Origin of the sequence: Chryseobacterium tructae (assembly GCF_030409875.1) — a bacterium.
Taxonomy (GTDB): domain Bacteria; phylum Bacteroidota; class Bacteroidia; order Flavobacteriales; family Weeksellaceae; genus Chryseobacterium; species Chryseobacterium tructae.
Window position 1 is genome coordinate 4,267,513 of the sequence record NZ_JAUFQR010000001.1, and the last position, 13,605, is coordinate 4,281,117.

The 13,605-nt window shown below is 36.3% G+C and carries 11 protein-coding genes and 2 pseudogenes; 8 read left to right on the forward strand and 5 right to left on the reverse strand.

The features are described from left to right. Positions 1–181 precede the first annotated feature (181 nt). Entirely contained in the window at positions 182–2,512 is a 2,331-nt protein-coding gene (locus tag QWZ06_RS21155; RefSeq protein ID WP_290300988.1) for an ATP-dependent helicase, read from the reverse strand. 211 nt (positions 2,513–2,723) lie between these two features. On the opposite strand from QWZ06_RS21155, the gene QWZ06_RS21160 reads away from it, so the two are divergent. From QWZ06_RS21160 to secG, 3 genes are all read left to right on the forward strand, one after another. Continuing rightward, positions 2,724–4,037: a M16 family metallopeptidase gene (locus QWZ06_RS21160; RefSeq protein WP_290300989.1), complete on the forward strand. Its 1,314-nt coding sequence runs from the start codon at positions 2,724–2,726 to the stop codon at positions 4,035–4,037. Between the two features lie 7 nt (positions 4,038–4,044). Continuing rightward, on the forward strand, positions 4,045–6,075 hold the full coding sequence (locus tag QWZ06_RS21165; RefSeq protein ID WP_290300990.1) for a M16 family metallopeptidase: 2,031 nt from the start codon (positions 4,045–4,047) through the stop codon (positions 6,073–6,075). 284 nt (positions 6,076–6,359) lie between these two features. Then, entirely contained in the window at positions 6,360–6,713 is a 354-nt protein-coding gene (gene secG, locus QWZ06_RS21170; RefSeq protein ID WP_290300991.1) for a preprotein translocase subunit SecG, read from the forward strand. Positions 6,714–6,990: 277 nt separating this feature from the next. Here secG and QWZ06_RS21175 read toward each other — a convergent pair whose 3' ends face one another. Together QWZ06_RS21175 and recR are read right to left on the reverse strand one after the other, a co-directional pair. After that, complete coding sequence (locus tag QWZ06_RS21175) at positions 6,991–7,830, reverse strand: glycosyltransferase family 2 protein (RefSeq protein ID WP_290301396.1); 840 nt, start codon at positions 7,828–7,830, stop codon at positions 6,991–6,993. Then, complete coding sequence (gene recR, locus QWZ06_RS21180) at positions 7,826–8,437, reverse strand: recombination mediator RecR (RefSeq protein WP_290300992.1); 612 nt, start codon at positions 8,435–8,437, stop codon at positions 7,826–7,828. Before recR ends, QWZ06_RS21175 begins: the two co-directional genes overlap by 5 nt. A gap of 350 nt (positions 8,438–8,787) precedes the next feature. On the opposite strand from recR, the gene QWZ06_RS21185 reads away from it, so the two are divergent. The 5 genes and pseudogenes from QWZ06_RS21185 (at position 8,788) to QWZ06_RS21205 (ending at position 12,131) form a co-directional block, all read left to right on the forward strand. Next, positions 8,788–9,303 carry an LURP-one-related family protein gene (locus tag QWZ06_RS21185; protein ID WP_290300993.1) on the forward strand — a complete coding sequence of 172 codons (516 nt, stop codon included), beginning with the start codon at positions 8,788–8,790 and terminating at the stop codon, positions 9,301–9,303. Continuing rightward, complete coding sequence (locus QWZ06_RS21190) at positions 9,270–9,392, forward strand: hypothetical protein (protein ID WP_290300994.1); 123 nt, start codon at positions 9,270–9,272, stop codon at positions 9,390–9,392. Before QWZ06_RS21185 ends, QWZ06_RS21190 begins: the two co-directional genes overlap by 34 nt. 20 nt (positions 9,393–9,412) lie before the next feature. After that, entirely contained in the window at positions 9,413–9,904 is a 492-nt protein-coding gene (locus tag QWZ06_RS21195) for a hypothetical protein (protein ID WP_290300995.1), read from the forward strand. Between the two features lie 123 nt (positions 9,905–10,027). After that, positions 10,028–11,469 (forward strand): annotated as a pseudogene (locus tag QWZ06_RS21200) (aminoacyl-histidine dipeptidase). An 80-nt stretch (positions 11,470–11,549) separates the two neighbouring features. Further along, positions 11,550–12,131, forward strand: a complete 582-nt coding sequence (locus QWZ06_RS21205) for an LOG family protein (protein WP_290300997.1) — start codon at positions 11,550–11,552, stop codon at positions 12,129–12,131. A gap of 74 nt (positions 12,132–12,205) precedes the next feature. Here the strand turns inward: QWZ06_RS21205 and QWZ06_RS21210 are convergent, their stop codons facing one another. Further along, positions 12,206–12,535 (reverse strand): 2Fe-2S iron-sulfur cluster-binding family protein, encoded by a 330-nt coding sequence (locus tag QWZ06_RS21210; protein ID WP_290300998.1) that lies wholly within the window; start codon positions 12,533–12,535, stop codon positions 12,206–12,208. Between the two features lie 12 nt (positions 12,536–12,547). Continuing rightward, positions 12,548–13,602: pseudogene (locus tag QWZ06_RS21215) on the reverse strand (NAD(P)/FAD-dependent oxidoreductase). Positions 13,603–13,605: the final 3 nt, after the last annotated feature.

The following is a 13,605-nucleotide window of genomic DNA, read 5'->3' on the forward strand; positions in this document are numbered from 1 at the left end:
ATGTAAAGCATATTTATTAGTCTACAAAAATAATAGACTTTGTTTTTGTAAAAAATGATATTCGTTTCTTTCTATCCCTTATTAAAATTACTATTTTTTCGACTAACTTAGAGGTATTTCATCAAAAAACGGACTCAAAAAATGAATCCGTTACTTATTATTTAAAAAATACTTTACAATATTAAATTTTTGTAAGCTTAGCATATTTCAAAATCAGGTTCTTCTCCCCTTCATGGATGAATACTACTTTTGCTTTGATATTTTGAGGATCTGTTCCATCTAAGAAAATAACCTCCCCAATTCCGAAACGATCGTGTCTTACTTTATCTCCTACTTCAATATCCTGAGAGGAAGCACCGCTTGGATTGATAATTCTTGCTGTACTTACCGGCTTAAGTTTCTTTGGTTCAGGAGCAGGTTTTGAATTATCACCTCTATCAATTGTCTTTTTCTCAACCTTTTTGAAAGATTTCATTTCAGATGGATGTTCATCAAAAATATTGGATTTCACTCCTGCATTATTGATAAATCTCTTCTCCAAAACAGGATTAAGGAACTCTATATATTCATCATCAATCTCACTCAGGAATCTTGATGGCTCCGCATCCGTAATTTTTCCCCATTGAAAACGAGAAACAGCATAAGAGAAGAATACTTGCTTCTCGGCTCTGGTTAATGCGACATAAAATAATCGTCTTTCTTCTTCGAGATCTTCTCTGGTTGCAGAACTCATGAAACTTGGGAAAAGGTTTTCTTCAAGACCTACCAGGTGAACAACAGGGAACTCAAGTCCTTTGGAAAGGTGAATGGTCATCAATGAAACCATATCATCTTCCAATTGTTTATCCTGCGTATCTGCAGAAAGAGCAATATTTTCAAGGAAATTAGAAAGGCTTGGATCTCCATCTTCCAACTGCATCTGTTCTTCAATAAACCCTTGCATGGAATTCATCAATTCCTGAACGTTTTCTACTCTTGAAATTCCTTCCGGAGTCTGATCATCTTTTAAAAACTTAATCAAACCGCTTCGCTTGGCAACTTCCATCGCAACGCTATAGGCCGTTTCAGTCTTTAGCAGTACCTGGAATGCTTTGATCATTGACCAGAAATCATTCAGTTTGTTTAACACCCCATTATTAAGCCCTAATTGAGGAGCATACATTGGCAGATTGTCCAGCACTTTTGATACTGCAATATTTTGAGCATCAGCAAAAACAATCAACTTATTCTGCGTAGTTTCTCCAATACCTCTTGTAGGATAATTGATGATTCGCATTAAAGCTTCTGAATCATTTTCATTGATTAAAAGACGAAGGTAACCGATTAAATCTTTTACTTCTTTTCTTTGGTAAAATGAAAGTCCACCATATACTTTATAGGGAATATTTTTACGTCTCAGGGCATCTTCAAATGCTCTGGTTTGGGAGTTGGTTCGGTATAAAATAGCAAAATCACTATATTTTCTCTGGTCACGGTTACGAAGTTCCCAGATATTCCCTGCAACAAAGTTGGCCTCATCCGCATCAGAAAGCGAACGATATATTTTGATCTTATCTCCCTCTTCATTATCACTGAAAACATTTTTCTTAAACTGCTGTAAGTTTTTAGCAATAACAACATTCGCAGCATTTACAATGTTTTGTGTAGAACGGTAATTTTGCTCCAAAGATACCGTAATAGCATCCGGATAATCCTTTTTAAAATTCAGAATATTATAAATATTAGCACCACGGAAAGAGTAAATGGACTGGGCATCATCTCCTACCACACAGATATTTTCAAACTTAGAAGCCAGTGCTTTTACAATAAGATACTGAGAATGGTTGGTATCCTGGTACTCATCTACCATGATGTATCTGAACCTGTCCTGATATTTGGCTAAAACCTCAGGAAAACGAGTCAACAACTCATTGGTTTTCAGTAGCAAATCATCAAAATCCATCGATCCGTTTCTGAAACATGCTTCTACATATTTTTGGTAGATCTGCCCAATAAATTTCATATTTGCTTTTTCATCAGCTTCCATTAATTCCGGATTGTTGAAATAAGCTTTTACTGTAATCAGGTTGTTTTTATAAGTTGAAATTCTTGCCTGAACTTTTTTAGGTTTATAAAGATCAGCATCAATGTTCATATCCTTCAGTACTTTCCTGATCACATTCAGGGCATCCTGCTGATCATAAATAGTAAAATTGGAAGGATAGCCCAAAAGATGAGCTTCAATTCTTAAAATCCTTGCAAAAACCGAGTGAAATGTTCCCATCCAAAGGCTTCTTGCATTGCTGTCTCCTACTACCTTTGCGATACGTTCTTTCATTTCACGAGCTGCTTTATTGGTAAAGGTAAGCGCCAAAATATTGAAAGGGTCTATTCCATTATGGATAAGGTGAGCAATACGCATGGTAAGCACACGTGTTTTCCCGGAACCAGCTCCTGCAAGCACCATCAGAGGGCCTTGTAAAGAGGTAACGGCTTCATATTGTGATTCGTTGAGTCCTTTCAGATAATCCATACAGCAAAAAAATTTTTGGAACACAAAATTAAGATATTCAGAGGAGAATTCAAATTATGAAATGTCAATAGTCAATTTTACTTCGCAAGTCAGTAGTGAAGTGACAGCGCATCATAATAACTATACACCTTGAATCTTAAACTTTAAACCTCAAAATTTGTGTAACATTTAATTCATTTTTCCTACTAATTGTTAAACAATTTCTAACTTTATGAAAAAGCGATTTCTTTCGGCTGCTGCCGTAGCTTTCTTCGGGCTGGTGATGAATGCACAGCAAATCAAATTCGAAGAATATGATCTTCCCAATGGTCTTCATGTAATTCTTCATCAGGATAATTCGGCTCCGGTAGTAACTACAGGGGTGATGTATCATGTAGGAGCAAAAGATGAAGTAAAAGGAAGAACCGGTTTTGCCCACTTCTTTGAACATCTTTTATTCGAAGGAACTCCCAACATTAAGAGAGGAGATTGGTTTAAAATTGTTTCTTCAAACGGAGGACAAAACAATGCCAATACAACCAATGACAGAACTTATTACTACGAAACTTTCCCTTCCAATAACGAGCAACTGGGACTTTGGATGGAATCTGAAAGAATGCGTCATGCAGTCATCAACCAGGTAGGAGTAGATACACAAAGAGAAGTCGTAAAGGAGGAAAAAAGACTAAGAATGGATAACCAGCCTTATGGAAATCTTTTCACAACCATCCAGAAAAACCTTTTTACCAATCACCCATACAACTGGCCAACTATAGGGTCTATGGAAGACCTGAATGCAGCAAAACTTGAGGAGTTCCAGGCTTTCTACAAGAAATTCTATATTCCAAACAACGCTACTTTAGTAGTGGCCGGAGATATCAAGACTGAACAGACTAAAAAATGGATTGAAGAATACTATGGTGGTATTCCAAAAGGAACAGTGTATCCAAAGGATTTCCCTAAAGATGCTCCCATCACTCAGGAAAAAGAAATAACGGCAACGGATCCGAACATTCAGCTTCCAGCTTATGTTTTTGCATACAGAACTCCTGCTAATAAAGAAAAAGACGCTTATGTTTTAGATATGTTGTCTTCTTATTTAAGCAATGGTAAATCTTCTGTTTTATATAAAAAACTAGTAGATCAGGATAAGAAAGCACTTCAGGTAGCAGCTTTCAACCAAGGGCTTGAAGATTACAGTATTTTTGCCTTCTTTGCAATTCCAATGGGGCAAACGTCTAAACAAACTTTACAAACGGACATTGATGCAGAAATCAAAAAACTTCAGACGACTTTAATTTCTGATGAAGATTACCAGAAGATTCAAAACCAGTTTGAAAATCAATTCGTCAATCAAAATTCAAGCATTCAGGGAATTGCAGCTTCTTTAGCCACCAATCATGTTCTGATGGGAAATACGAATCTTATCAATAAGGAAATCGACATCTACAGATCCATCACAAAGCAAGATATTCAAAATGCAGCTAAGAAGTATTTGAATTCCAACCAAAGAATCATCATCAACTACGTTCCTGAGAAAAAATAATTTACCCATGAAAAAGCAATTCACTTATATAGCAGCGGCATTTTTATTTGCAGGAATGCTTTCTGCCCAAAAAATCGACGTTAATGCAATGCCAAAACCAGGACCTACTCCTGCCATTAACATTGCCAAACCAAAAACTTTTCAACTTAACAACGGATTAACCGTAATGGTGGTTGAAAACAATAAACTGCCAAGGGTAAATACGACTCTTACGATGGACAGGCCTCCTTATCATGAAGGAAATATAACCGGAGTAAGCATGCTTATGGCAGAGCAGCTCGACAATGGAACAACCAATCTAAGCAAGGATGAGTTTAATAAAAAAGTTGATTTCCTTGGAGCTAATATCAGCTTTTCTTCCAGCGGAGCTTCTTCAAACTCACTTTCAAAATATTTCCCTGAAGTATTAGGATTAATGGCTGATGCTATTGTTAATCCAAAATTTTCTGCACAGGAAATCCAAAATGCTAAAGAAAGAATTATTGAAGGATTGAAGGCTGATGAAAAAAATGCATCATCCATTGCTGAGAGAGTATCCAATGCTTTGATGTATGGAAAGAACACCTCAAGAGGAGAATTCACAACCATTGAATCAATCAACAAAATTCAATTGGCGGATGTACAGAATATTTACAATAAATATTACGCTCCGGATAATGCATATTTAGTGATTGTGGGAGATGTAAAATTCGAACAGATCAAACCTTTGGTTGAGAAAGCCTTTGGAAACTGGAAAAAGTCAAACACTAAGTTTGCAGCTTTAGAACCTGCCGCGAATGTTGCCAAAACAGAAATTAATGTGGTGGATGTTCCATCTGCTGTACAATCTGTATTATCTGTAAGCAACCTCACCAATCTTAAGATGAAAGATCCCAATTACTTCCCTGCTACTATGGCCAATTATATTCTTGGTGGCGGTGGTGAAGCAAGACTTTTCATGAATCTTAGAGAAAAAAACGGATTTACTTACGGAGCTTATTCAAGTATGAATGCGAGCAAATATTCACCGGACTTCTCGGCGGAAACCAGTGTAAGAAATGAAGTAACGGATAAAGCCGTTAAGGAAATGATGAATGAACTTAATGCAATTTCTACCGTAAAACCTGAAGAATTAGAAAACGCTAAAGCAAAATTGAAAGGTTCTTTCATTATGTCCTTAGAAAAACCTGAAACCATAGCAAGATTTGCGTTGAATCAAAAAGTTCAGGATCTTCCGGCCGATTTCTATACCAATTATTTAAAATCTATTGATAAAGTTACTGCAGCTGATATTTCTAACGCTGCAAAAGCAACTATTCTCCCGAACCAAAGCAGAATCTTCATTGCTGGTAAAGCATCTGACATTGCTGAAGGTCTTGAAAAACTTGGCTATCCGGTAAAATATTTTGATAAAGAAGCCAATCCCGTAACCAAACCCACAGCACAAAAAGTGGATGCTAATGTGACCATCGGTTCTGTAGCTGATAAATACATCAATGCAATCGGAGGTTTAGCAGCTCTTCAAAAAGTAACTTCCATTACAGCTGATGCGACTACCAAAGTTCAGGGAATGGATATGAACATGAAACTGATTCAAGGAAAGGGCGGAAAAATGATGATGGATATGAAAATGATGGGTAATACCCTTCAAAAGATTGTTTTTGACGGTAAAGACGGCTATATAGAAGCGCAGGGCAAAAAAATGCCTTTAAATGACAAGCAGAAAGCTTCTATGGCAGAACCGGAACTTTTTCCGGAACTTACTTTTGCAGCCTCCAAAGAATTAAAATTAGCAGGAATCGAAAAGTACAATAACGAAGATTCTTATGTGGTAAAAGGACCAAAACAAACCTATTATTACAGCGTAAAAACCGGATTGAAAACCGGAGAGATCAAATCAGGAGAAGGAGGTGCTATGCCTACAAGCTTCGCTGATTATAAAGACGTATCGGGAGTGAAGCTTCCTTTCACCATTATCCAAAATATGGGTGGAATGGAAATTAATCTTGCTGTACAGTCTTACCAGCTTAATCAGGCTAAGGATACAGATTTTAAATAATAAACAAACTATATTGATAGAAAAGCTATCTCAAAATTGAGATAGCTTCTTTCTTTTTCTGATTTTGCAAATGCTATTATTAATCAATTTGGCAAGAGAAATTGCAAGCAGTTCATGGTTGAATCCGATTATTCCTACCCTCTATTTACTTCCCCTTGCATTTTAAGCATAAAATCATTGTTTATTTTTTATTTTTTTGCTGTTGTGCCATATTTACCGATATCTTTTTTTGTCATTCAGTAAAAAAAGATTAAATTTGCCCATTCAAAAAGATATCAGAATTAATGGATACTATATTTACACTATTGATGGTTCTTATTATGATTGCCAGTATTTTATTGGTAATTGTTGTTATGGCTCAAAACCCAAAAGGTGGAGGTCTTTCCAGTACTTTCGGAGGGGCATCTTCTGCTCAGTTTGGAGTACAAAGAACCAATGATTTCATGGAAAAAGCAACATGGACTCTAGGCGGAACTATCATCGTTCTTATCCTTATAAGCGTTGTCGTTACTGGTAAACCATCACAAGTGGCTCCAGCTCAACAACCCGTTAAAAAAGAAGCTCCGGCAAAACAATCTGCTCCGGCTTCTTCTACAACAACTGCTCCGGCATCAACTCCAGTTGCACCGGCTAAATAAGAAGATTATTTTTCGACATACAAAAAGCAACTCTCATTGAGTTGCTTTTTTATTGTAATATATTTTTAATATTTAATGTGCAAGATTATACTCACCGTCATTCCGACGAAGCAGGAATCTCATCCATCATTTAAATTCTCCACTCCATTCGGAATAACATAAGCGGATAACGTAAACCGTATAAAATCGTATTTCTTTATATAGAGGTTATAAAGCACATGATAAGTACTTCAGACATCCATAACCTCCAACTTCCCTCTTCCAACTTCCAACCTACTTACTTCAGCTTAATCTTCTCAATCTGATAGCGGAGTTTCAGACCGGCTTTTAGAAAGGAATACTGCATGGGTTTTGATTCCTTATAATATTTGTCTATAAAGATCTGCATGGCACCATAGAAACGGTTCAGATAAACATCATTCTTTATGGTACTTTCTCCTTTATGATGAAGAAGAGAAGCCTTACCATAATAGTAGTTTTTGTATCCATTTCTTATTAAAGTATAACAAAGGTCAATATCTTCACCATACATAAAATAAGCTTCATCCAAACCACCTACTTTTTCATACACTTCTTTTTTCAGCAAGAGAAAAGCTCCTGTCATTACTTCTACTTCAGCAATAACATTTTCCTCAAGATCATTCCTGTAATAGGATTTCGAATTATTTTTCTTAAAATTAGTAAATAGCTTCTCAAAAGAATTGAACATATCCGGAACTGAACGTTTACTTTCTGGCAAGAAATGCCCATCCGCATCATGCATTCGTATTCCAAGGCATCCGAAATCCGGTTGGCTATCTGAAAAATCTAATACCTCTTTCATATAAAAACCTTCCAGTTCCGTATCAGGGTTTAAAAGCAATATGTATTCGCCTTTTGCAGCTTGTATCGCAGTATTATTAGCCTTTGAAAAGCCTCCATTAATCTCTGAAGCAATAAAGTGTACCTCGGGAAATTCCGTGATAAGATCCTTCCATGAACTATCTGTAGAAGCATTGTCTATCACAATGACCTCATACTCCAAATCTTTTACGTATTTCTGAATAGATAAAAGGCAGTTTCGGAGCAGTTGGGCAACATTATAATTAACAATAATAATAGACAGCTTCATATTAATCCTTTTCGTTATATGGTAATCTGTTGATAATAGATCTTCCCAGTGAAATTTCATCTGCATACTCCAGCTCATCTCCTACTGAAATTCCTCTGGCAATGCTTGAAAAATTTACATTGAATTTTTTAAATTTTTTGTAAATATAATAAGCAGTTGTATCTCCCTCCATAGTAGCACTCAACGCAAAAATAAATTCCTTCACGACCCCTTCATTCAGTTTTCTCTCAATACTTGGAATGTTCAATTGGCTTGGCCCGACTCCTTCCATCGGAGAGATTTTTCCACCCAAAATAAGATACTTCCCGCCATACTTCCCAGTATTCTCAATAGCAATTACATCTCTTACATCTTCAACAATACAAATTAACTCACCGCTTCTTTTCTCATTGCTGCAAATCTCACAGATGTCAAAATCAGAAAAATTATGACACTCTTTACAATATTTTATATCGTTGACAAGATTAATCAGTGAGTTTCCAAGGCTTACCGCTCTGGAACTAGGTTGTTTTAATAAATGTAATGCTAATCTTAAAGCTGTTTTTCTTCCAATTCCAGGTAACCCTGAAATCTCATCAACCGCCTTTGCCAGCACTTTACTTGGATAATCCATAGTACAAAAATAAGGATTATTTGAGGAAAATGATCTATCCTAACGGGGAGTTTTTGAGTTTCGGAATATGAAAAGTCAATTATCAATTTTAACCACCAGAAGTCATTACTTATTTACTTCCACAACAAAAATTCACCATTAACGTATAAAAACCAAAGTAACTTTTGCTATTTTAAGATTCCCATAAATTATCTATTATCCATCATTTCTAACCCTCTTTTTTCAAACTTCCACTTCTCCAATGTCTCATTCCGATATTTTAATTCCCTATTCCGTCCCTATATTCCATAACTCTAAAAAAACCGTTATATTTGCGGCTTCAATTAAATATGAAAAAAATAAACTAACACATGGTACTTAACAACTTAAATTATCCACTAGATTTCAAGTTTAAAATTTCGACACTAGCCAGTGACTTCAACATTACTGACAAAAATGGAAATTACGTAGCATACGTACGCCAGAAAATGTTCAAATTAAAAGAAGACGTTATCGTTTTCAATGACGAAAGCAAATCAAAAGAACTTTTCAGAATCAGAGCGAATCAATGGATTGACTTTAATGCTTCTTATTCTTTAAATGATATTGTAGACAACAAAAGCTATGGGAGATTGGCAAGAAAAGGAATGCGTTCTATCTGGAAAGCAAGTTATGATATCCTTGATTCTAAAGATCAACCTAAATTCAAAGTACAGGAAGACAGTGCATGGGTAAGATTCTGGGACAGCTTCGTAGGTGAACTTCCTATTATTGGAATGTTTACAGGATACTTCCTGAATCCATCATATACTGTTACCGGTATTGACGGAAAGCATATTTCAAACTTAAAAAAATGCCTTCGTTCTTTGGAAGAAGATTCCAATTAGACAGAATGATCGACATTGATGATGAGGAGGAAAGTTTAGTAATCCTTTCATTATTAATGATGACCCTTCTTGAAAGAGCAAGAGGCTAATATTTCAAAACCACAAACACATGAAATACCTAATCATTTTATTTTCTGCACTTCTGCTAGTTGCTTGTAAAAAAGACAAAGAAACAGTTTCTGCAAACACTACAACTGATTCTTCAAGCATCACTAAAGATTCTGCTACAGCAAGTATTCCTTCTGGAAAAATCCAGATTGAAACCATTTCATTTCCTGAAGAAATTAAAGAATGTTCATGCTATTTCGCAAGAAACAAAACTGATTTTGAAGCGGAAAAATACATCTATGCAGATGATGCCGGAAAAACAGCCTATATGAAGCTGGATGGTAAAAGGCTTGCCATGAATCTTATCTCTTCAAGCGATATGGAAGTGGATGAAGAATTGACCAAAGAAATCGAAAATGAAGGTTATAAGATCTCTGTAAAAGGTAAAAAGATAAAAGGCGAAGAAGCTTTACTCTTTGAAGGTACCTTAACCATTGAAAAACCGGATGGTAGTGTCATTACGACACCGATCTACGGAGAATGTGGATGTTAACAACAAAAAAGTGGATAAGCTCACTTTAAAATTTGCTTATTCATTCTTTTATAACTCATAAAAATGCTTCTGTATTCCACGGAAGCATTTTTTATTTTGTAAATTTGAGAAAAATAAATTTCAATGGAATTATCTAATATAGAACCGCAGATAATCTGGAAAAACTTTTCCAAATTAAATGCAGTTCCAAGACCATCTAAAAAAGAGGAAAAAGTAATTGCTTTCATCAAAGGGTTTGGTGAAGATCTAGGCTTAGAAACTACTGTAGACGAAGTAGGAAACGTAATTATTAAAAAGCCTGCTACTGCAGGAATGGAAAACCGTAAATCTATTGTGCTTCAGTCACATTTGGATATGGTTTGCCAGAAAAACAATGACGTTAATTTCGATTTTGAAACAGAAGGGATCAAAATGGAGATTGATGGAGATTGGGTAAAGGCAAAAGGAACTACTTTAGGGGCTGATAACGGTTTAGGGGTAGCTACTATTATGTCTATCCTTGAAAGTTCTGATATTCCTCACCCTGCATTAGAAGCTCTATTCACGATTGATGAAGAAACCGGAATGACAGGGGCAATTGGTTTAAAGCCAGGACAACTTACAGGAGAAATCTTATTAAACCTTGACACAGAAGAAGATGATGAAATTGACATCGGTTGTGCAGGAGGTGTTGATGTTACTATTACTCAAAACTATGCAACAGAAGCTCCAAAAGGACAGGTTGTAAGAATTGAAGTAAAAGGATTACAGGGCGGTCACTCAGGAATGGATATTCATAAAGGTTTCGGAAACGCCAACATTATCTTAGGAAGACTTCTTTACAAAGGATTGGAAAATCAAAATGTAGAATTGATCTCTATTGATGGTGGTGGATTAAGAAATGCTATTCCAAGAGAAGGTGTTGCGATCATCTCTGTAAGAAATGCACAGGAATTCATTCAGGAAGCTACTGCTCTTAAAACAGAAATTTTAGAAGAATTTGCCTCTGTAGAAGCAGGTCTTCAAATCAATATCGAAAACTCTACCTCTTCTGACAAAGCTATTTCAGAAGGAGATTCTAAAAAAGTTATCCTTACTTTAAAAGGTCTTCACAACGGAGTATACAGAATGAGCCCGGATGTAGTTGACCTTGTAGAAGCCTCTAATAATGTGGCTAGAGTTGAATTGAAAGGGGGAGAATTGAAGATTCTTAACCTTACAAGATCTTCAGTAGACTCTTCTAAATATTCTACAGCAGAACAATTGAAATCTGTAGCAGAATTAGCAGGAATGAATGTAGTATTCAGTGGTTCTTACCCAGGATGGAAGCCAAGACCAGGTTCTGAAATCGTACAGATCATGGAAAAGATCTATACAGAGAAGTTCAATGAGAAGCCTCATGTTGTAGCTTGTCATGCAGGTTTAGAATGTGGTATCATTGGAGCTAACTATCCGGAAATGGAAATGGTAAGTTTCGGCCCTACCATCAGAGGAGCACACTCTCCTGATGAGAAAGCAAACATTCCATCTGCTCAGAAATTCTGGAGCTTCCTGAAAGATATTTAGCGAATATTCCTCAGAAATAGAATAGTAAAATAACTATATTAAATATCCAAAGTCTTATGATTTTGGATATTTTAATTTAAACCATTAAGACATTTAAAATATGAAAAGTATTACAGTATTCTGCGGTTCAAGTTTCGGCACAGATACAATCTATGAAGAGCAGGCATTTTTACTTGGGCAAACGTTAGCAAAACAAAATATACAACTCATTTACGGTGGCTCAGAAACCGGTTTAATGGGAACTATCGCCAACGGAGCATTAAGTGAAAATGGAAAAGTAACCGGCGTTCTCCCTCACTTTTTACAGGCTAAAGAAATTGCCCATAAAAACCTTACTGAACTGGTTCTCGTTGAAACAATGCACGAAAGAAAAACCAAAATGAATGAGCTTTGCGATGGCGTGATCGTACTTCCCGGAGGTTACGGAACGTTGGAAGAATTTTTTGAAATGATTACCTGGGCACAACTTGGTCTTCATAAAAAGCCTATCGCCATTTTGAATATTGAAGGTTTCTACGATGATCTCATCAATTTGATTGAAAATATGGTGAACAAAGGATTTCTAAAGTCTGTAAATCGAGATATGCTTTTAGTAAGTGACAACATAAACGACCTGTTGGAAAAAATGAGAAACTATCAGGCTCCAACCGTTGGAAAGTGGATTTCTAAGGAAGAAATATAATCTCTTAATAATATAAAAACAAAACCCGTCCGGAAGATCCGAACGGGTTTCTTATTAAGATTAAAAAATATTTTCTAAGGATAAGGAGCAATTTCCACTTCCAGCCCTTCCATGGCATCTGCAATATGCAACTGGCAGCCTAATCGGCTGTTGTCTTTCACATGGAAAGCTTCAGCAAGCATTGCATCTTCTTCATCTCCCATTGGTTCCAAACCAGGATCATTGATTACGTATACCTGGCATGAAGCACACATCGCCATTCCGCCGCATACACCAATAGTACCTTCTTCAGCCAATTCATACGAACGAATGATCTCCATTAAGTTCATGGACATATCCGTAGGAGCTATAACATCGTGGATTACACCTTCTCTGTCGGTGATTTTAATATTAATATCTGACATAATTCTGCAAAATTAGTCAATTTTTTTCACAACAGCCTTCTCTGCTTCTTTACGGCTTCCGTCAAATCCGTCTACTCCACTTACGGTAGTATATTTTAATACGAATTTTTTACCAGGATTGAGTCTGTTATAAACGCTCTGACACATCAAAGTAGCTTCGTGGAAACCACAAAGGATCAACTTCAATTTACCAGGATAAGTATTAATATCTCCGATAGCATAAATACCATCAATATTAGTTTGATAATCAAGTGCGTTGTTTACTACAATCGCATTCTTCTCAATATTAAGTCCCAGTTTCCGATCTCACCTAATTTTGGAGTCAATCCGAATAACGGGATGAAATAATCTGTTTCAATTTCAAAAGCATCCTCACCATCTTTTTGTACAGTGATCGCTTCTACCTTTCCGTCACCTTTAATACCGATAACTTCAGCTGGAGTAATCAATTTGATTTTCCCTTCGTTTTTCAAATCCTGAACTTTCTCTACAGAATCCAAAGCTCCTCTGAACTCATTTCTTCTGTGGATCAAAGTTACTTCACTCGCTACATTGGAAAGGAAAATACTCCAGTCCAGAGCAGAATCTCCACCTCCTGCAATCACTACTTTTTTATTTCTGAAGTGCTCAGGTTCTTTAACGAAATATTCCAATCCTTTCTCCTCATAATCCGCTACATTTTCGAAAGTAGGTTTTCTAGGTTCAAAAGTCCCTAACCCACCTGCAATAGCAATAGCTTTACATCTGTGAACGGTTCCTTTGTTCGTAATCACCTCAAACCACTCATCATCTACCTTTGTATAAGAAACTGCCGTTTCTCCCAAGGTAAACCCAGGTTGGAACTGCTTGATCTGCTCCATCAAATTATCTACCAATTCTCCAGCGTTTACTGAAGGATACCCCGGAATATCAAAAATAGGTTTCTTAGGATAAAGTTCAGCCAATTGCCCTCCCGGTTGTGGAAGTGCGTCAATAATGTGGCACTTCATTTTTAAAAGACCCGCTTCAAAAACGGCAAAAAGCCCTGTAGGCCCTGCACCTATGATCAATATATCAGTGGTTATCATAAT

Excerpts from the sequence above, each read along its gene's own strand:
- QWZ06_RS21155 (WP_290300988.1), bottom strand. The coding sequence starts at position 2,512 with ATGGATTATCTGAAAGGACTCAACGAATCACAATATGAAGCCGTTACC.
- QWZ06_RS21205 (WP_290300997.1), top strand. The coding sequence starts at position 11,550 with ATGAAAAGTATTACAGTATTCTGCGGTTCAAGTTTCGGCACAGATACA.
- QWZ06_RS21190 (WP_290300994.1), top strand. The coding sequence starts at position 9,270 with ATGCCTTCGTTCTTTGGAAGAAGATTCCAATTAGACAGAATGATCGAC.
- QWZ06_RS21165 (WP_290300990.1), top strand. The coding sequence starts at position 4,045 with ATGAAAAAGCAATTCACTTATATAGCAGCGGCATTTTTATTTGCAGGA.
- recR (WP_290300992.1), bottom strand. The coding sequence starts at position 8,437 with ATGGATTATCCAAGTAAAGTGCTGGCAAAGGCGGTTGATGAGATTTCA.
- QWZ06_RS21210 (WP_290300998.1), bottom strand. The coding sequence starts at position 12,535 with ATGTCAGATATTAATATTAAAATCACCGACAGAGAAGGTGTAATCCAC.
- QWZ06_RS21185 (WP_290300993.1), top strand. The coding sequence starts at position 8,788 with ATGGTACTTAACAACTTAAATTATCCACTAGATTTCAAGTTTAAAATT.
- secG (WP_290300991.1), top strand. The coding sequence starts at position 6,360 with ATGGATACTATATTTACACTATTGATGGTTCTTATTATGATTGCCAGT.
- QWZ06_RS21195 (WP_290300995.1), top strand. The coding sequence starts at position 9,413 with ATGAAATACCTAATCATTTTATTTTCTGCACTTCTGCTAGTTGCTTGT.
- QWZ06_RS21160 (WP_290300989.1), top strand. The coding sequence starts at position 2,724 with ATGAAAAAGCGATTTCTTTCGGCTGCTGCCGTAGCTTTCTTCGGGCTG.